Origin of the sequence: Herpetosiphon sp. (assembly GCF_003512625.1) — a bacterium.
Lineage (GTDB): Bacteria > Chloroflexota > Chloroflexia > Chloroflexales > Herpetosiphonaceae > Herpetosiphon > Herpetosiphon aurantiacus.
In genome coordinates this window covers 39209-57223 of the sequence record NZ_DOPT01000104.1, presented here as the reverse complement: position 1 = coordinate 57223, position 18015 = coordinate 39209, and the positions used below count along the sequence as shown (strand labels likewise).

Annotated in this window: 13 protein-coding genes and 1 CRISPR repeat array; of the genes, 3 read left to right on the top strand and 10 right to left on the bottom strand. The window is 50.3% G+C overall.

All coding sequences use genetic code 11. From position 1 onward, the window contains the following. Nucleotides 1-58: 58 nt before the first annotated feature. A CRISPR array of direct repeats spans nucleotides 59-533; the repeat unit is 37 nt; unit sequence ATTTCAATCAACGCCCCGAGGAAGAGGGGATTAAAAC. A 169-nt stretch (nucleotides 534-702) separates the two neighbouring features. Continuing rightward, a complete protein-coding gene (locus tag DEF47_RS23895) occupies nucleotides 703-2037 on the top strand; it encodes a DUF2254 domain-containing protein (protein ID WP_012189932.1) in 1335 nt (444 codons plus the stop codon). Here the strand turns inward: DEF47_RS23895 and DEF47_RS23890 are convergent. From DEF47_RS23890 to DEF47_RS23850, 9 genes are all read right to left on the bottom strand, one after another. Then, complete coding sequence (locus DEF47_RS23890) at nucleotides 2018-3820, bottom strand: sensor domain-containing diguanylate cyclase (protein ID WP_012189933.1); 1803 nt, start codon at nucleotides 3818-3820, stop codon at nucleotides 2018-2020. The two genes, DEF47_RS23895 and DEF47_RS23890, sit on opposite strands and share 20 nt — an antisense overlap. 101 nt (nucleotides 3821-3921) lie before the next feature. Beyond that, nucleotides 3922-4704 (bottom strand): hypothetical protein, encoded by a 783-nt coding sequence (locus tag DEF47_RS23885; RefSeq protein WP_012189934.1) that lies wholly within the window; start codon nucleotides 4702-4704, stop codon nucleotides 3922-3924. Further along, nucleotides 4697-6715: a beta-galactosidase gene (locus DEF47_RS23880; RefSeq protein WP_012189935.1), complete on the bottom strand. Its 2019-nt coding sequence runs from the start codon at nucleotides 6713-6715 to the stop codon at nucleotides 4697-4699. Before DEF47_RS23880 ends, DEF47_RS23885 begins: the two co-directional genes overlap by 8 nt. Continuing rightward, nucleotides 6712-7755 (bottom strand): ABC transporter ATP-binding protein, encoded by a 1044-nt coding sequence (locus tag DEF47_RS23875; protein ID WP_012189936.1) that lies wholly within the window; start codon nucleotides 7753-7755, stop codon nucleotides 6712-6714. The genes DEF47_RS23880 and DEF47_RS23875 overlap by 4 nt, the downstream gene beginning before the upstream one ends. Nucleotides 7756-7763: 8 nt before the next feature. Beyond that, nucleotides 7764-8777: an ABC transporter ATP-binding protein gene (locus tag DEF47_RS23870; protein WP_012189937.1), complete on the bottom strand. Its 1014-nt coding sequence runs from the start codon at nucleotides 8775-8777 to the stop codon at nucleotides 7764-7766. Further along, complete coding sequence (locus DEF47_RS23865; RefSeq protein WP_012189938.1) at nucleotides 8725-9729, bottom strand: ABC transporter permease; 1005 nt, start codon at nucleotides 9727-9729, stop codon at nucleotides 8725-8727. The genes DEF47_RS23870 and DEF47_RS23865 overlap by 53 nt, the downstream gene beginning before the upstream one ends. Before the next feature lie 10 nt (nucleotides 9730-9739). After that, nucleotides 9740-10717, bottom strand: a complete 978-nt coding sequence (locus DEF47_RS23860; RefSeq protein WP_012189939.1) for an ABC transporter permease — start codon at nucleotides 10715-10717, stop codon at nucleotides 9740-9742. Nucleotides 10718-10801: 84 nt separating this feature from the next. After that, nucleotides 10802-12595 carry an ABC transporter substrate-binding protein gene (locus DEF47_RS23855; protein ID WP_012189940.1) on the bottom strand — a complete coding sequence of 598 codons (1794 nt, stop codon included), beginning with the start codon at nucleotides 12593-12595 and terminating at the stop codon, nucleotides 10802-10804. 96 nt (nucleotides 12596-12691) lie between these two features. Further along, entirely contained in the window at nucleotides 12692-13777 is a 1086-nt protein-coding gene (locus DEF47_RS23850; protein WP_287045370.1) for a LacI family DNA-binding transcriptional regulator, read from the bottom strand. Between the two features lie 439 nt (nucleotides 13778-14216). On the opposite strand from DEF47_RS23850, the gene DEF47_RS23845 reads away from it, so the two are divergent. Both DEF47_RS23845 and DEF47_RS23840 read left to right on the top strand, forming a co-directional pair. After that, nucleotides 14217-15191, top strand: a complete 975-nt coding sequence (locus tag DEF47_RS23845; protein WP_012189942.1) for a GlxA family transcriptional regulator — start codon at nucleotides 14217-14219, stop codon at nucleotides 15189-15191. Beyond that, nucleotides 15185-16519 carry a DJ-1/PfpI family protein gene (locus tag DEF47_RS23840; protein ID WP_012189943.1) on the top strand — a complete coding sequence of 445 codons (1335 nt, stop codon included), beginning with the start codon at nucleotides 15185-15187 and terminating at the stop codon, nucleotides 16517-16519. The genes DEF47_RS23845 and DEF47_RS23840 overlap by 7 nt, the downstream gene beginning before the upstream one ends. On the opposite strand, the gene DEF47_RS23835 is transcribed toward DEF47_RS23840, so the two are convergent. Continuing rightward, on the bottom strand, nucleotides 16511-17869 hold the full coding sequence (locus DEF47_RS23835; protein ID WP_012189944.1) for a GH1 family beta-glucosidase: 1359 nt from the start codon (nucleotides 17867-17869) through the stop codon (nucleotides 16511-16513). The two genes, DEF47_RS23840 and DEF47_RS23835, sit on opposite strands and share 9 nt — an antisense overlap. Nucleotides 17870-18015 lie beyond the last annotated feature (146 nt).

Below are 18015 nucleotides of genomic sequence, written 5' to 3'. Positions count from 1 at the left end.
CCGAGGAAGAGGGGATTAAAACACAGACTGTACATAGCCAAGCTGCAGGATGTCCTGCATTTCAATCAACGCCCCGAGGAAGAGGGGATTAAAACGTCCCCTGAATCTGATCATCCGACCACGGCGTGGTATTTCAATCAACGCCCCGAGGAAGAGGGGATTAAAACCCTTACCATAAGCGCCACAGTTGATGCAGCGCAAGCATTTCAATCAACGCCCCGAGGAAGAGGGGATTAAAACTTAGTTATCTTTTTCAACTCGCCAAAAAGATAGGTGTATTTCAATCAACGCCCCGAGAAAGAGGGGATTAAAACCAAAATCCCGGAAATTGCTTCCGGAAATTTGTTGCGACATTTCAATCAACGCCCCGAGGAAGAGGGGATTAAAACATTAAGCCTGGACTTTGCGTATCGCATTTTCGATGGATTTCAATCAACGCCCCGAGGAAGAGGGGATTAAAACTCATTGCCAAGTGGTCCCCTTCGATGCTGATTGCATTTCAATCAACGCCCCGAGGACGAGGGGATTAAAACCCACGTTGTGGCTTTTTTGCCAATCTTCCAGGCCGAAATTTCAATCAACGCCCCGAGGAAGCGGAGTTATTGCCACAACCAAAACTTGCCAAAACCCACAATTTGATGCAAGATCAACACGGCCCAGCGCCCATGCTCCACACTGCTTATTCCACACATTAGAGGCTCTATGCGCATAACTCGCGAACTCGAAAATCAGTATCATAAGCTGGATTCATCGTTATGGTTTCGGCCCACGCTCATGGCAATTGGCTCGGCTATTTTGGCCTTTTTCACAGTTGAACTTGATCGAGTTTTCGATTTTGATCATGTGGCTTTTCTACGGGCTGGGATCGACGATGCGCGGGCGATTCTCTCTTCTGTCACCAGTTCGATGCTCACCGTCACCACCGTTACCTTTTCGATCATTATGGTAGCCTTGGTACTAGCGTCGCAGCAATTTTCGCCGCGAATTATTCGTAATGTGATGCGCGATACGCCTTCGCAATATGTGCTGGGCACATTTATTGGCACATTTATTTATAGTTTGCTGGTGCTGGGCCAGATTAACGATCAAGCATCGTTTGTCTTTGTGCCGATTCTCTCACTTGCCACTAGCATTATGTTAACTCTCTTGAGTATTGTGGCCTTTATTTATTTTGTACACCACATCGCCGAGACGATTCAAGCCAGTGTCTTGATTGCCCGCGCTGCCGAACGCACAATCGATGTGTTGGATCGGCGCTTCCCCGAAACACTGGGCCATGCGATGGAGCAAATTCCGCCACCGCCAATCCCCAATGAAACCCCAACCACGATTTACAATGCCAAGGGTGGCTATATTCAGGCGATCGATCCTGTGCCTTTGTTGGAGCTAGCTCAGCGCTTCGATGTGGTGATTTATATGGATCGGGCGGTCGGCGATTTTGTGCCAACTGGCAATCCACTCTTACACATGGTTCCGCAACGTGAGCTTGATCCCGATAGCATCGCTGAATTTCAAGATGTGTTTGAGATTGGTTTAGAACGAACGTTGTTTGATGATGTGTTGTTTGGCATTCGCCAGCTCGTGGATATTGCGCTCAAAGCGATTTCGCCTGCGGTCAATGACCCCAGCACCGCGATTAATGCGATCGATTTGTTGAGCGATGTACTGGCGCAGGCCATTCGTCGCCCTGAGCAATCGCCATGTCGCTACGACGAATTTGATCAGCTACGGGTGGTTGCGAATACAATTACATTTCGCCAGATGTTAGGCACTGCGCTCAACCAAATTCGCCAATATGCCAAAGGCGAAATCGCCGTAACTGCCCGTTTGTTGGTGTTACTGAATGAAGTTGCGCTAGCATGTAACGATCAAGAACGTCGGGCCATGCTCTGGGAGCAAGCCTGCATCATCACGCGGGGAGCCGATCAAGCCATCACTGAGCCATTCGATCGCGCCTATATCAACGAACATTTGCTGACGCTTGCCAATACACTAGCAATCGCCTCTGAGCAACGCATCACGCTGAAAGTTGGCTAACTGGCGCATCAAAACGCTCAATTGTATAACAATTGCGCCCCGCCGCCTTGGAACGATACAACGCTTGATCGGCTAATTGGGTCAGGCGTTCAGGGTCATCAACTTGCTCTGTCCAGGCAATTCCAAGGCTAATTGTCACATTGACGGCAGTTTGCTTAACCACATACGGCGTGTTGGCAATCGCCGTGCGCAAGCGTTCGGCAATCACAATGGCTTCTTGCATCGAGGTATGCGGCAAAAAGACCAAAAATTCCTCACCGCCATAGCGCCCAAAGACATCGCTATGGCGCAGCACCAATCGCGCTCGTTGGGCAATCCCGCGCAGCACCTCGTCGCCGCTATCGTGGCCATAGCTATCATTAATCGCCTTGAAAAAATCAATATCAAACATAATCCAAGCCCAGCCTTGGGCATCAGTTTGTTGATGTTGCAAAGCGAGGTCGATTTGTTCGTATAAGCCGCGTCGATTGAGAATTTCGGTCAGTGAGTCAGTTTTAGCCCATTCAGCCAATTGCAAATTAATTTGTTGAATATCAGCTAATTGTTGATGTAAATCATCATTTTGCAAATGATACAGCGCTGCTTGATTACGAGCTTCATCTAAACGATACATCGTTTGCAACACTTGCATTCGTCGCACTGATTGCTCATTAAAAACCGTATCTTTTAATTCATAATAGGCTTTATAGTGCTTCAACGAGGCTTTAAAATCACCCAAAGCCTCATAAGTATCAGCCAAAGCTTGATGTGCCCGATAAACTTTTTGTTGATTGATTGTAGGATTGACTGAAATCAAAGCTTGCTCAAGAATCACGCGGGCGGCTTGATAATGTTTAATTCGATTAAGCAAAACTCCATGGCGAATCAAGGCTTCAATTGCTTCGTGAATATTGTTCGAGCCACAAGCTAATTCATAGGCTTGCATAAAATGCTCAATTGCTCGATTTTGTTGATCAAGCCCAGCATACGCTAAACCCAAATTATTATGACACTCGGCCTGGCCATGTTGCCAATCGATTTCGTGATAGAGTGCCAGTGCTTGCTCACCATAGCTCACAGCTTGCTCAAATTGCTTTAAGGCACACGCCGCCCGCCCGCTGTTATCGAGAATTTCGGCTCGCATGCGCAGATGCGCCGGAAATTGGGCCATGGCTTCAAGCAAACGTAAACCATGGGCAAGATCATTCAGGGCAATTTCGGGGCTTTGCAATTCGCAATGCAAAAAGCCCAAATTATTGCAGACCAAAGCCTCAAACCATTGATCATTTAATTGGATCGCATCGCGTTTGGCCCGCTGCAAATATTGCAAAGCTTCGGTATAGTTGCCCAGCACAATCAACAACACGCCCAAGGCATTATGTACCGCCGCGCTGTGAATGCCGCTAGCTAAAAATGCATCACTATCTTCTGAGCCAAGCGAGGCTGATTGAAAACTGGTATCTAAGATATCAAGCCAATGCGGGTTAGGCTGGCGGGGCGGGGTTAATTGGCACAGTTTGCTGGCGCGAAAGAGGTAGGTTAACGCCTGATGATACGATTGTTCGCTAAACAGCAGTTTAGAACGCCAATAGAAACAATCGATCAACCCTTGAGTATAAGGCTTGCCATCGTCGCCCGCCATCCGCGCCAAACCTTCGGCCTGATGGTTGAGTGCCCAAGCCTGTTCATGGTCAACTAAACGGAGTTCGGCAACTAATCGGTTAAGTACATCGACATGCTGCATTGGATTATGAATTTCGGCCAATGCAGCATGTAAGGCCGCTAAAGTTGTTGCATGATTCATGCTTGCCACGCAGTGTAATGATTAAAAATTCGTTGCATGCATCATAGTATTTCATGGCAATTGATGCAACTCTTCAGTGGTGTTTTTGAGCTATAGCTTTGCTACAATGCCTCGCGCAAGCGCCACCAAGCCTCACCAGCTGTAGCCGCTTGGCGTAAGCTGGCAATTTTATCGGGCACAACCAACCACGCTTCAAAAGCTGCTCGGCTACAGATTAATGCTGCTGCCGCTGGCACGCCGCGTTGTTCGAGCAATTGCCATAGCTGCTCCAAACCAGTTGCGCTCAATTGTGGTGCAGCTTCAGCCGCATAGGCATCGAAAGTTGTCACATAGGCGACTTGTCCATTGCGCAATTCAGCAATCAGGCCAATCGCCAATTGTTCACCATCAAATACGCACAGCGCCATACCTGCCTCTGAGCCAAGTTGGGTCACAAATTGCTCGATGCCACGATAAGTCCAATAGTTCCAATGGCCTGCTGGCGGCGGAACCGTGACATAGCCTTGGCCATCACCCCAGAGCAACGAATAGACCAAATGATAGTACGCTGGCATACTCAAACTGCGTTGCTCAGGTTGTTGAGCTTGTTTGGCAACCTCGGCCAAATGCTGCTTACTAATCACATGCACCCGATCCCAACGCCCTTCGCTCGCTAATTCTTCGGCTAAAGCTTGGGGCGTGGTAGTCAAATTGCCAGTAATTTCACGTTGCACATGATTGTTGCTATCAACCGCCCGTAAAATGTTCTGACCATCGTGGAGCACATATAAGCCATGTTCGCCAGGCCGCGCAGCTTGGATGTATTTGCCAACCTCGATAAAGCGCCCAATATTGCGCCATGTGATTGGGTCAAGATCCAACACCTGCCAAAAACGATCAATCATGCTGCACCTCGACAATTGCAATCGTGTAGGCTGCTAGGCTAATCGGCTGCTGTTGTTGAAGATCAGCGCCAGCGAATGCTCCCCACAAGCTGGTTAAGCGCACAGGATGGGCAAAATCCAAGCTTGAGTTAATCGTTTCAGCGGTTGGGTTGGCTACAAACAGAATTTCGCGGCCTTGGTGACGATGGCTGGTAACCGCCAATTGAGGGTTTTGGGGCCGTACAGGCAAACCCGCTGCAACTTCGGCACAAAATGCGCCTAATTCGGCTTGGCTCAGTAAGCCCAAATGGCCACTGCCCAAGGCAACTTGGCGTTTGCCCGCCAATTGATCAGCCAAGATTGTGCAGGGCTGGAAGTATTCGTCAAGGGTTGGCAAGGTCGGGCCAAGCCAAACGGTTGCACCAGTTTCGGCAGCCTGCAACAACCGCTGTTGATCGGCGCGGCTCATCCAATCGACGCTCTGGGCAAACACCAATTTATAGTCAGCAATTCGTGAGCTGCGCAAATGGCTATCGCTCAAATCGTAGTCGATATGGTTGGCATCGAGCGTGCTCCGCAACGAGCCATACCAACTTTGCGGATGAAAATCGTCGCTTTCAACTTCGAGATCGGTGCTAAAGCCCAAATCCAATTCGACCCGATTTAATGCTGGCGGCAGGCCGAGTAAATCAACATGGCCATAGTGCAAGGTTGAAGTGGCGGCCCAATAGCGCCCAAGATCATAGCTCATCAGCACCAAAACTTCAGGTTTGCGCTGGAAGTTCCACCATTGTTGCTGCTGCAAAAAGCCCATCAAGCGCTCAAACAATTGCGCATATTCCGGTCGATAATCGCCATGACGAGTGATTGGGCAGGCCAACCAACGATCACGCTCGACCAACATATAGAAATTGAAGGCTTTAATTCCATACATCAAGGCCGCTAAAGTTACAAATTCTGCTTCTTCAGGCCGTGGCGTGAGCGCATGGTGAATCCACAAGCCGCTGCCAAATTCAGGGATAAACGGCAGGCGCGTGGTACCAGCCATATAGCGCACTAAGGTGATCGCGCCATCAAAGCCTTGTGGTTGGCGATAATAGTTGATCCCAACCCAATCGACATGGCCGTTGGCTTCCATGGCGTTAATATCCAGCGGCGTGCGATACTGGAAGGCTACATCGTGGAATAATGGCACATCAACCACGCCACGCTCACGCAGCATATCGGCCATGGTCGCGACAATCCAATTAACATGCACTTCTTTGTAGCGCACCCAATCGAGGTGAGCCACTAAATCGGGGCGGCTGGCGATATCGGCATCGCGCGGCGCAATCACTTCGCTGAAATTGGCATAGTTGGTCGCATAGGCTTGATTCAATTCTTCGATTGCGCCATATTGCTCAGCCAACATTGCTTGATACAAGGCCAACGACGAAGGGCTGTAATCGGTCGCATAAGCTTGCTCATGAAACATATAGCAGGTTTCATTATCGCTTTGCACCGCGACAATTGGCCCATGCGGCGCAAGTTGCGGCACAATCACTTGGCACATGTGGTCGAACCAAACGCCCACGGCGGCCAAATATTCAGGGCTGGTATACGATGGCACGGGAAATTGATGTGGTGGATGCAAACCCGCTGCTAAGCTCATATGCATGGTATCCAGCACGGTGCGAGCTTGCATCGCTGGATCGTCCAAAATCCATTGGGGAAAGCCAAAGTCGGTCAATTCAGCATTGATCAATGGCCCAGGCCGCGCAATGAGCCAGATTCCCCGTTCATGGCACAAACGCATAAAGGCCGCGAGATCTTTGCGTGGATCGATTTGGCCCCAATCGTATTGACCGGGAGCGGTTTCATGCACGCCCCAAGGAATGTAGGTTTCGATCATCGAAAACCCAAGCGCCTTAGCTTGGTCGAGAATATAGTCCCAGCGGTCGCGCTCTAAACGCCAATAGTGAATAGTGCCGGAATAAACCGGCACTTCCTGACCATTGACTGCAAGACCGTTGGCAGTCAGCGTCACGCTCATGCCGCAGTTCCTCCAGTGCCCTCACCATACAAATGGCAACGAACCCAGTGATTTGGCGCAATCGTCTGCACATCGGGCATTACTTTACGACAAACATCCTTGACTTGAGGGCAACGCGCCGCAAATGGGCAACCAGGCGGCGGATCGATCAAGGAAGGCGGCTCACCACGGGCGACAACTTCACGCTGACCAAGCGCCACTTCGGGGTTTGGCACAGCCGAAAGCAACAATTTTGTATAGGGATGGGCGGGGTTGCCGATCAACTCGTCACTATCAGCACCTTCCATCATTTGGCCTGCATACAACACCATAATCCGGTCGGCAAAATAGCGGGCGCTGGCAATATCGTGGGTAATGTAGAGGTAGCCGATGCCAATCTCTTTTTTGAGCTTGGCCATCAAATTCAAAACGCCAATCCGAATCGAAACATCGAGCATCGAAATTGGTTCGTCGGCCAGCACGATTTCCGGATCAACGGCCAAGGCGCGGGCGATCGCCACCCGTTGACGTTGCCCACCAGATAACTCGTGTGGGTATTTATTGGCAATATCGGCTGGTGGATTCAGGCCGACCGTCGCCAGCAACTCATGCACTCGTGGCAACAAATCGCTGCGTCGCTCAACTTTATGATGAATTTGCAATGGTCGCATAATGTGATGCGCCACCGAGTGGGTTGGGTTCATCGAGCCAAATGGATCTTGAAAAATCATTTGTACGCCGCTGCGATAGCTCAGCGAAGCACCACGTTTCTCAGTTTGCAGCACATTTTGGCCACGGAAGATAATCTCGCCACTGGTTGGCTCCATCAAGCGAGCGATCAACCGAGCGGCGGTGCTTTTGCCGCTGCCTGATTCGCCCACGACCGCCAACACCTCACCACGGCGAATTGCAAATGACACATCGGTTAAGGCATGGACCTGTTTGCTGCGAAACAGACCACCAACTGGAAAGCGTTTGGTCAAATTGCGCACTTCCAAGACCACCGGGTCGGGAGATTCAGCTAATTTCCACTGCTCAGCAGTTAACACAGTTTTGGTCATGATGCACCTCAGTACAAGTGACAAGCCACAAAATGGCCTGGTTCAACTTCGCGTAGGGTTGGTTGTTGCAGTGAACACTGAGCAATCGCCTTGGGGCAGCGTGGGTGAAAGCGACAACCGCTTGGTGGTTCGAGCATATTTGGCGGCGAACCAGGAATCCCAGTCAGGGTTTCCTTGGGGCCAACCAAGGCAGGGAACGAAGCCATCAAGCCTTGGGTGTAGGGATGCATAGGCTTGTTGAATAGCTCGTGAGCAGCAGTCATTTCGACAATCTCGCCAGCATACATCACACCGATGCGGTCGGAAAACTCGACCATCAGCGATAAGTCGTGGGTAATAAACAAAATCGAGAAATCAAGCTCTTTTTTGAGATACTCGATTTGCTGCATAATATCTTTTTGCACCACCACATCAAGCGCGGTGGTTGGCTCGTCCATAATCATCAACTGTGGTTTGAGTGCGAGGGCAACCGCAATCACCACCCGTTGGCGCATACCACCAGAAAGTTGATGCGGATAATCATCAACCCGCTTCCCATCGATCCCCACAATATCAAGCAATTCGGCGGCACGATCTTTGGCCTGTTGCTTGGTCGTTTTAGGCTGATGGCGTTGGATCACATCGATAATCTGTTCGCCAACGGTCAAAACTGGATTGAGCGCATTCATGGCGCTTTGAAACACCATCGAAATATCGCGCCAACGGAACGCTTCGAGGCCTTCCATATCCATTTCAAGCACATCATCGCCATCGAATAGCACATTGCCACCAGTAATCACTGCGGGCGAATGCAAAATCCGCATAATTGCGTGGGCAATTGTCGATTTACCGCTGCCCGACTCGCCAGCAAGGCCAAAAACCTCGCCTTGGCCGATGCTAAACGAAACGTTGGAAACAGCTTGGACTGGGCCGCGCAACGTCTGGTATTCGACCGATAGGTTCTGAACATCGAGCAACGGCTCAGCCGCACTACTTGCGGATGACTGGGGTGACAAGGACGTTGGCACGGGAGCGCTTGCCATGAGTGGTCTCCTTTTCGGCACGTAAGCGAGGGTTGGTAATTTCGTCAAGGGCATAGTTCAGCATGGTTAAGGCAAAGGCACACAAGGCAATACAAATGCCGACTGGGACGAATGTCCACCAAGCTCCGGTCAAGATGCCAGCATTATTTTGCGCCCAGTAGAGCATCGTGCCCCAGCTGGTTGTGCCAACATCGGTCAAGCCAAGGAAGGCCAAACCAACATCAGCGCCAATTGCATACACCGTCGAACCAACCATGCTCCCAACAAACACCGAGGACATATTTGGCAAGACTTCGCTAAACAAAATCCGTGGAGTTCGTTCGCCGCTCACCACCGAGGCCGCGATAAAATCTTTGGCCCTAAGCGAAAGCACCTGCGAACGCATAACGCGGGCTGGCCAAGCCCACCCGGTAATGGTCAGCACCATTACAACGGTCACCGGCCCTGGCTTGAGAAAGGCCGCAAGAATAACCAACAACGGCATACCAGGAATAATCAGCATCACATTGGTCAACAATGAGAGCACATCATCAACCCAACCACCCAGATAGCCAGCGGTCAAGCCGATAATTGTGCCCAAAATCGTTGAGGCAATGCCGACACTCAGGCCAACCGTGAGCGATAAACGTGAGCCCCAAACCAGCTGACGAAACACATCTTGGCCTTGACCAGTTGTGCCAAGTAAGAAGGTTTTGCCACCTGGAGCAGGCTTATCAGCGATCCAAGCTGGGGCCAAGTGGGCACGGCTTTCCATCTTTTTGGGGTTGCCTGGGGCAATCCATGGGGCCAGCAGGGCCACCATCACAAAGAAGAACATAATGCTTACGCCGAGCATCGCCTTGCGATTACGCAAGAATGCCCGTAGCAACGGCCAGTGTGCCAACCATGGACGGCTTGTTTTGGAAGTTTCGGCAGCCTTTGAAGCCAAGGTTTTCTCCGGTGATGCTTGCATGGCACAACTCCTAGCGTCGAGTGCGTGGATCAAGCCACACATACAATATGTCAACCAACAGATTGGCCCCAAGCACCGCAAACGTAATCATCAAAAACAAGCCCTGCATCAATGGGTAATCCAAGTTGCGAACTGCTTGCAACAGCAAATAGCCCAAGCCTGGATAGGCAAAGATAATTTCGGTGAGCAAGGAGCCGCTGAGCACAAAGCCGAGTGCCATCCCAAACGAGGTAACATTTGGCAATAAGGCATTGCGGGCAGCATAGCTAAACATAATTCGTTGTTGCGATAAACCCTTAGCCTGCGCCATGGTGATGTAATCCTCGGAGAGAATCCCAACCATGGTATTGCGCATGCCGAGCATCCAACCGCCAATCGAGGCCAGCACAATACAGCTTGCTGGCAAAATCATGTGCGAGATAACACTCTTTATAAAGGTGAGGCTGCCCCAATCAACCGATAGCGCATCGCTATAGGCGTGTCGTAACGGGAACCAGCCTGCTTGAAATGCAAGGAAATACAGCGCAATCATGGCTAAGAAGAAGTAGGGAAATGCGCCGATGAAGGTTAGTAAAGGTGGAGCGACCGAATCGAGGATGCCATTGCGCCGCCAAGCGCCGATAATCCCCAAGACATTGCCCAAGAAAAAGCTAATCACGGTGGCTAAACCAGCCAACAAGATAGTCCACATAAATCCAGTTGAAATCACATCGGTAACTTGGGCCGGAAAGAAATTGATCGAGATGCCAAACTCTCCGCGACTCAAACTTCTCAAGTAGTTGAAATATTGTTCAAGCAAAGGGGCATCGCTTAGGCCATAAGCTTTGCGCAGCGAATCGATTTCTTCAGGGCGTAGGCGGCCTTGAAAACGGGCGAAGATAGCCGAGGCTGGGTCACCAGGCATAAGCCGGGGTAGGTAGAAATTGACGGTAAGCGAGACCCAAGCCGCGACCGCGTAAAAGCCCAGCCGTCGCAACAAGAAACGCATGGTTCTTCCTTTCAGGGTTTCGCGCCTGGGTCGGGTTGGTGCTGGAGCCTAGTGGCTCCAGCACACGACCAAACCAGACACAGCTTATTTTGGTTTGATGTTGGTCAAGAGGATCAAGCGGTCGGGTTGGGCGAACGATGAAAGCAAGACATAGGGGTTTTCTTCGTTCGGGAAGTTGGTAAAGCGTTTGGTGTTGTATTCACCCCAATAGATGTTTGGCATAATTGGGATAGCTGGGGCTTCTTGAACAAAGATCATCTGAATTTCGTTCATGATTTTCTTTTGTTCGGCTGGGTCTGAGGTTTTGACAAATTGTGAGTACAATTCATCGACCTTTGGATTACCATAGCGGTGCCAGTTGTCGCCGTTGGCTTCGCCAATTGGGGTATCGGCGGTTTCACCTGACATCAAGCCACGATAGAATTGGAGTGGGGTTGGGGCATTGTTGCTCCAGCCAATCGACATATCAAACTCGCCCTTTTGAACTTTATCGAACCAAGCGCTAAAGTCGTAGGTACGGGTAGTGGCGTTGATGCCGATTTCTTTCAAGCTTTCAGCAATGATTTGGTCGGTGGTCACCCAGTCGGTCCAGCCAGAAACCACGTTGATATCGTAGGTCATTGGCGTGCCATCGGGCAATACGCGAATCCCATCAGCGCCACGGGTCAGGCCAGCAGCATCCAACATTGCATTGGCTTTTTCAACATCAAAGTTGACCCAATCGCCAGCAGCAACGGCTTCAGGGTTTTTCCAATCAGCAAACGATTCAGGCAAACCAGTTGCATCTGAAGGGCCGTTGTAGCTGTAGGTAGCAATTTCAGTAATTTGTTGGCGATCGAAGCCCATGCTGATCGCTTTGCGCACGTTAGGATCGTTGAATGGAGCCTTGGTGGTGTTCAAGAGCAACATCACTGGCGCATTGACTGGTGGGAACCAGTAGTGGTTGTTTTCAGGATCTTTGGCGACATAGGTGTTTTCAACATCAGGAATGAAGTTGCTAGCCAAGTCGTTTTCGCCATTGATCGTTGCCAAGTTGGCGGCATCGTTGCTGGGGTAGGCTGGTTGGCGAATACCATCGATATATGGTTTGCCAGCTTGCCAGTAGTTTGGATTCTTGCCAAGTTCCCAGATTTGGTCTTGGAAGCGGATGATTTCGGTGAATGGACCGGTTGCAACTGGAGTTTCGTTGGTGAAGGTCACTGGATCAGCGATCTTGCTCCAGATATGTTCTGGCACAATCATTTGATGGCCAATATCATACAGCGCGATGGTTGAAACTTCGCTGAACTTCACGACAACTTTATTGCCATCGGCAGCGACGCTATCAACAAAACGCATTGCAGCGCGGCCATTGCCTTGCAGCTTTTCGTTTTCTTTCATCAAATTGAGCGTGTAGGCAACGTCTTTTGAGCTAAATGCTTCGCCGTCTGACCACTTCACGCCATCGCGGATAGTGAAGGTCAACTCGGTGTTATCGCTATTCCAAGCCCATTCGGTGGCGAGCCATGGCTCGATTTTACCGGTGGCAATGTTGTAAATAAACATTGGCTCGTAAATCCCGGCGGCAGTTGGCCAGCGGTTATCACTAGCAAATGGGTTGAAATTGCGCACCCAAGTTGATTGTTGTTGGTCTGAAACCGTCAAAAATAGTTTGCCATCACTGCTCGTGGAACCGGTATCTGTGGTTGCAGCAGCAGTTGGTTCGGCGGTTGGATCGGTGCTGCCCGTGGCAGGAGCTTCTGTTGCAGTAGCGGCTGGGGCGGTTGTACTTGGTGCTTGAGTTGCTTGTGGTGTGAGGGTTGACGCATCACCACATGCGGCCAACATGCTGGTAAAGATAATAACCAGCAACATCAACGCAGGAAACCGTAGCTTCATGGTGGATACCCTTTCTGTATGCGATAGATCGTTCTATCCACACACCCGCGCTGCTCAGTGGGCCCTACGTCACAGGCGGGCGACAACTTTGTCGCGTTACACGTTCCGAGGAACGTCGCACGATTGGCGAATAATCAAGGTAGTTGGCAAAATGGTACGCGCTATCGGTTGCTCAGGATTATTGATCCGAGCTAGCAACATTCGAACAGCTTCGCGTCCCAGTTGTTCTAATGGCTGGGCGACCGTCGTCAATGGCGGTGCTACCTGCGAGGCTTGCGCAATATCATCAAAGCCAATCACCGAGATGTCACTTGGAATCCGCAATCCGGCATCGCGAACCGCTTCCATCACCCCAAAGGCCATTACATCGTTCGAGGCAAAAATTGCTGTTGGTGGCTCTGGCAGCCGCAACAGGCTTTGTGCCCCAGCGTAGCCTTCAGGTTGATAATAGGTTCCTTCATACACGAGTTGTGGATCGGCTGGCAAACCATGGTCACGCAGCGCTGCTTGATAACCACTCAGGCGATCTTGCGAGCTGCGCATATCCATCATGCCCGTCAGAAACCCAATCCGTCGATGACCAAGCTCAATCAGATAGCGCGTGGCATCGTAGCCACCCTGCCAATTAGTGGTAATCACCACTGGAGTGCGCTCGTCAAGCCCTTGATGATCGATCAGGACATAGGGGAAGTTGGTCTGATCAAGAGTTTCCAAATAGGCTTCAAGGTTTTCTGGCAAAACCAAGAGCAGCCCATCAGTCATGCCCTGGATCAAATTGTTGACGTAAATCCGTTCTTTGATTTTGCGGCGATGGGTGGTATAGAGCATCAGATTGTATTGAGCAGCACTGAGCGACTCGTCAATCCCGCGCACAATTTCACCCATATAGCTTGAGCCAAGATCGCGCACCAACAACCCAACTGCATATGAGCGCCCACCAGCCAAACTTCTGGCCTGCTGGTTGACGACATAGCCCAAGCTTGTAATCGCTTTCAGCACCCGTTCACGAGTATCCGATTTAACATATTCTTTGTTATTGACCACTCGCGAGACAGTTGCATACGAGACACCAGCTTCACGCGCCACATCCATAATCGTGGTGCTGCTAAGGCCATTGCCATTCGGGCGGCGGCCTCGGGGCGTTTTTAGGGTTTGGGTTGGTTGTTCGAGTTTTTTGCTCATTGCGTTGTTGCGCCTTTGCATCTGCGAACTGGATTGTGAATTGTAAGCATTTACAGAACGATTGTGGGGTTTTGCACCTAGAGAGGCTTGTTCGGTTTTTTATTCTTGCAAACGCTTACAGAAATGATTGTAAACGATGCAATATACTTTCGTCAAGTAGGCTGAGATAAGTCAGAAGTCAAAAGGCAAAAGGCAAAAAAGGGCTAGGATTCAGGGATCAGGGGCCAGTAGTCAAGGTTCAAGCATGTGGCACAGCAAAATAATCATACAAATCTGTGGCAATCTGTGGCTAAAAACTTAACCTTCGCGCTCTTCGTGTCCTTCGTGGATCAAATTGGCCAAATCCGTCCGCTGATTGGCGCGATTGAGCCTTGTAGCACGGCTGATCGCTGGTTATGCTTATGGCCAGATTCTACCCAACTAGTCCGAAGGAGTCGCCATGCAGGAATCGATCAGGCCAATCTATGTATTGCTCTTGCCGCATGTGCAATTGCTCGATTGCGCTGGCCCAAGCCAAGTGTTTTTTGAGGCAATGTTGCAAGGCGCAAACTATCAATTAATATTTTGTGGTATAGATTCAGTCGTCACCAGTGCCCAAGGTTTGGTACTACAAACCCAATCGGGCTTACCCGAAATCCAACCAGAAGCCACGATTTTGATTCCGGGGGTGCAGCTCGATTATTACGCCGATCTCAGTACTCCAATCGATCCAAAGATTACACATTGGCTGCAGGCTAGCGCTGCGGCTGGCTGTCGAATTGCCGCAATTTGTAGTGGCGCATTTGTGCTTGGCGAGGCAGGCCTGCTCGATAATCGCCCATGCACAACCCATTGGTCAGCACTGGAATTATTACAACAACGCTATCCCAAAGCTCAAGTACGCCAAAATGTGTTATATATTCAAGCTGATCGAATTATCACCAGCGCTGGAATTAGCACAGGCATTGATCTGGCCTTGGCACTGGTTGAACAAGATTATGATGCGTTGTTGGTAGCGAAAATCGCCCGCCAATTGGTGCTGTATCTGCGACGCAGCGGCCAGCAAACCCAGCACAGCGTCTATTTGCAATATCGCAACCATCTGCATATCGGAGTTCATCGGGTTCAAGACTATCTTGCCGAACATTTAGCCGAAACGATCAGCCTTGAACAACTGGCTGCAATCGCCAAATTAAGTGTTCGCTCACTCAATCGGGCATTTCGCACCACGCTTGGCCTAACACCCATTAGCTATCAACAACAATTACGTTTAGAGCTAGCCGCCAATTTACTACATAACCCCGCTTGGAGCATTGAACACATCGCGCAGCAAGTTGGGTTCAGCGATACTCGCCATTTTCGGCGGCTTTGGCAACGCTACTTTGGCACAAATCCCACCCAATCACGGCATACTCAGGAGCCAAATCAATGCTAAAACGTCAGCTTACGCGCCTCGGTTATTTGCTGCTAGCTTGCCTACCGTTATTGTTAGCCGCCAGCATTGGCAGCTATTATTCAATGCAGGTGGCGATGAGTATTCGCAGCGATAAACCCAACATTCAATCACAGCCAATAGTATATGATGCCCAAAAACCAACCGCCGTAATTCTGCTTGGCAATACGGTTAGCGAAATTACCGATGTGCTCGCACCCTATGCCTTATTAGCCAAAACAGGCTTGTATAATGTCTATACAGTGGCCGAAACAAGCAGCGTGCGCAGCCTCAGCGGTGGGCTTGATTTGCTGCCTGATTATTCTTTTGCAGGCCTTGCAACGTTGCTCAAGCAACCACCAGCGCTAGTGATTGTGCCTGCAATTACTGAAATTCAGGCCAGCCAAAATCAACCAGTTTTGGCATGGCTGCGCCAACAATCCCAAGCAGCCAGCACGGTGATGTCATGGTGTACTGGGGCTGAGGTTTTAGCTGAAAGCGGATTGCTCGATGGCTTGCCAGCCACCGCCCACTGGGCCGATCTGAGTAGTTTACAAAAGCGCTATCCCAAGGTTAAATGGCAAAATAATCAACGTTATGTCGATATCAATCAACAGATAATCACCACAGCCGGATTAACCTCGGGGATTGATGCAACCCTGTATTTCTTGCAAAAAATGCATGGTGCAGATGTAAGTCAGCAGTTGGCCGACATGATCAATTATTCAGACCAAAGCTACCTTGAACATGCTACAATGCAGCCTTTCAGCATAACCCCAAGCGATAGTGTTTATCTGCTGAATGCGGCATTCTATTGGCCCAAGCAAACGCTGGGCATTTGGCTCAGCCAAGGGGTTGACGAGCTAGCGTTAGCAGCCTTTTTCGATGTTTATACAGGTTCGTGGGTTTACGATTTTCGGACAATTGGCGCAGAGCCAAACATTCGCTCAGCCCATGGCTTACAACTGATCCCACGCTATCAAGCAGCTACGCACATCGATCGTTTGGTTGGGTTTGGCCCGAATCAACAGGCTCAAACCTGGGCCGAGCAGCAGCAAATGACCTATCACGAACTTGATTTAGCACAACAAGGCAATATGTTCGAGCAGGCGCTTGTCCGATTTGCGATAGATCAAGACCAAGCTAGTGCTCAATTTGCCGCCAAACGCATGGAATATCGCCAACCATTAACTTTGCATGGGGCAAGTTGGCCGTGGCGTACATTGATAGGAATTGGCGTTTGGTTAGGGGTTGGAATTGGGGCGTGCTATGGGTTGCGGCGGATCAGCAACAAGCGCAAATCCGCCGCTACGAACGAAAACTTAGGCTAAAACTTCCAATGGTTGGACGGCGTTGGCCTTGACCACACGGCTATACCAATGAGCGCTAGCCTTGGGGATGCGTTGTTGGGTTTCGTAATCGACCCAAATCACGCCAAAGCGTTGGCTATAGCCCTTGGCCCACTCAAAGTTATCCATCAATGACCAGACAAAGTAGCCCGCCAATGGCACCCCAGCAGCAATTGCATCGGAGCAAACGCTCAGGTGATCGTGCAAATATTGGGTGCGACGGGTATCATTGACTTCGCCATGCGCGTCAGGGCCATCGTTGTAGCTAGCACCATTTTCAGTCACATAAATTTTGCCTGGGTTGTAGGCAAAGGCCAAGCGCTTGAGCAAATCGCCTAAGCCTTGAGGGTACACTTCCCAGCCAATATCGGTATATTCGGAATCTAGTTTGGGCGCGGTTCCAGTTTTGGGATCGTGAATCACCGCCCGACTGTAGTAGTTTACACCCAAGAAATCGGTAGTTGCGGCCATGGCCTTGAAGTCGCCATCGTGAACAAAATCGAGGCCATTAGGCAAGTAGCCAAGTTCAGTGTAATCGCGCACCATATCGGCAGGATATTCGCGGCCATACACTGGGTCGAGGAACCAGCGATTGAAGAAACCATCAAAGTGGCGGGTTGCATTCAAATCTTCGGTACTACGTGAAGCAGGCATCGCTGGCGTAAAGTTCAGCGTGATCCCAACGCTAGCCTGTGGTACGTTGCGCCGAATTACATCAACCGCCCAGCCGTGCGAAAGCAAAAGATGATGGCTGGCCTTCAAGCCGTCATTCCAATTTTTTCGGCCTGGAGCATGTTCGCCAATTTGGTAGCCGAGCAACCCTGCACACCATGGCTCGTTGTGAGTAATCCAATCTTTGACAGTATCGCCCAAGGCACGGCTGACCGCATCGGCATATTCAACAAAAGCTTCAGCCGTAGCCCGCTCAGGCCAACCGCCAGCATCTTCGAGAATTTGCGGCAAATCCCAGTGGTAGAGCGTTACAAATGGCCGAATGTTGTGTTGCAGTAGTTCATCGACCAAGCGCCGATAAAAATCAAGGCCAGCCTGATTGACCGCACCACGTCCATTGGGCAACACGCGTGGCCAAGCCACCGAAAATCGATAGGCTTGTAGACCCAAACGCGCCATCAAAGCAACATCATCACGATAGCGATTGTAATGATCGCAAGCAATATCACCATTGGATTGATCTAAAATAGCGCCTGGTTGTTTACAAAAACGATCCCAAATCGATTCGCTACGGCCATCGGCAAACGCAGCGCCTTCAATTTGATACGACGATGTGGCGGAACCCCAGAGGAAATCGGAAGGAAAGGCACGCTGAGTCATGCCGGAGTACTCCTTGCAAACATGCTTTGTCTGCATACTCTAGCTACATTGCCCCACGCCAACTATTGTACGGTAGGTTGCGACGCTTGGCAATGCAGCTTTTGGTTTGATATCGCTTAAAACCCATATTTGGAATCGGTTTCAAA

Coding starts and splice junctions, on each gene's coding strand:
- DEF47_RS23895 (WP_012189932.1), top strand. CDS start 703: ATGCGCATAACTCGCGAACTCGAAAATCAGTATCATAAGCTGGATTCA.
- DEF47_RS23890 (WP_012189933.1), bottom strand. CDS start 3,820: ATGAATCATGCAACAACTTTAGCGGCCTTACATGCTGCATTGGCCGAA.
- DEF47_RS23885 (WP_012189934.1), bottom strand. CDS start 4,704: ATGATTGATCGTTTTTGGCAGGTGTTGGATCTTGACCCAATCACATGG.
- DEF47_RS23880 (WP_012189935.1), bottom strand. CDS start 6,715: ATGAGCGTGACGCTGACTGCCAACGGTCTTGCAGTCAATGGTCAGGAA.
- DEF47_RS23875 (WP_012189936.1), bottom strand. CDS start 7,755: ATGACCAAAACTGTGTTAACTGCTGAGCAGTGGAAATTAGCTGAATCT.
- DEF47_RS23870 (WP_012189937.1), bottom strand. CDS start 8,777: ATGGCAAGCGCTCCCGTGCCAACGTCCTTGTCACCCCAGTCATCCGCA.
- DEF47_RS23865 (WP_012189938.1), bottom strand. CDS start 9,729: ATGCAAGCATCACCGGAGAAAACCTTGGCTTCAAAGGCTGCCGAAACT.
- DEF47_RS23860 (WP_012189939.1), bottom strand. CDS start 10,717: ATGCGTTTCTTGTTGCGACGGCTGGGCTTTTACGCGGTCGCGGCTTGG.
- DEF47_RS23855 (WP_012189940.1), bottom strand. CDS start 12,595: ATGAAGCTACGGTTTCCTGCGTTGATGTTGCTGGTTATTATCTTTACC.
- DEF47_RS23850 (WP_287045370.1), bottom strand. CDS start 13,777: ATGAGCAAAAAACTCGAACAACCAACCCAAACCCTAAAAACGCCCCGA.
- DEF47_RS23845 (WP_012189942.1), top strand. CDS start 14,217: ATGCAGGAATCGATCAGGCCAATCTATGTATTGCTCTTGCCGCATGTG.
- DEF47_RS23840 (WP_012189943.1), top strand. CDS start 15,185: ATGCTAAAACGTCAGCTTACGCGCCTCGGTTATTTGCTGCTAGCTTGC.
- DEF47_RS23835 (WP_012189944.1), bottom strand. CDS start 17,869: ATGACTCAGCGTGCCTTTCCTTCCGATTTCCTCTGGGGTTCCGCCACA.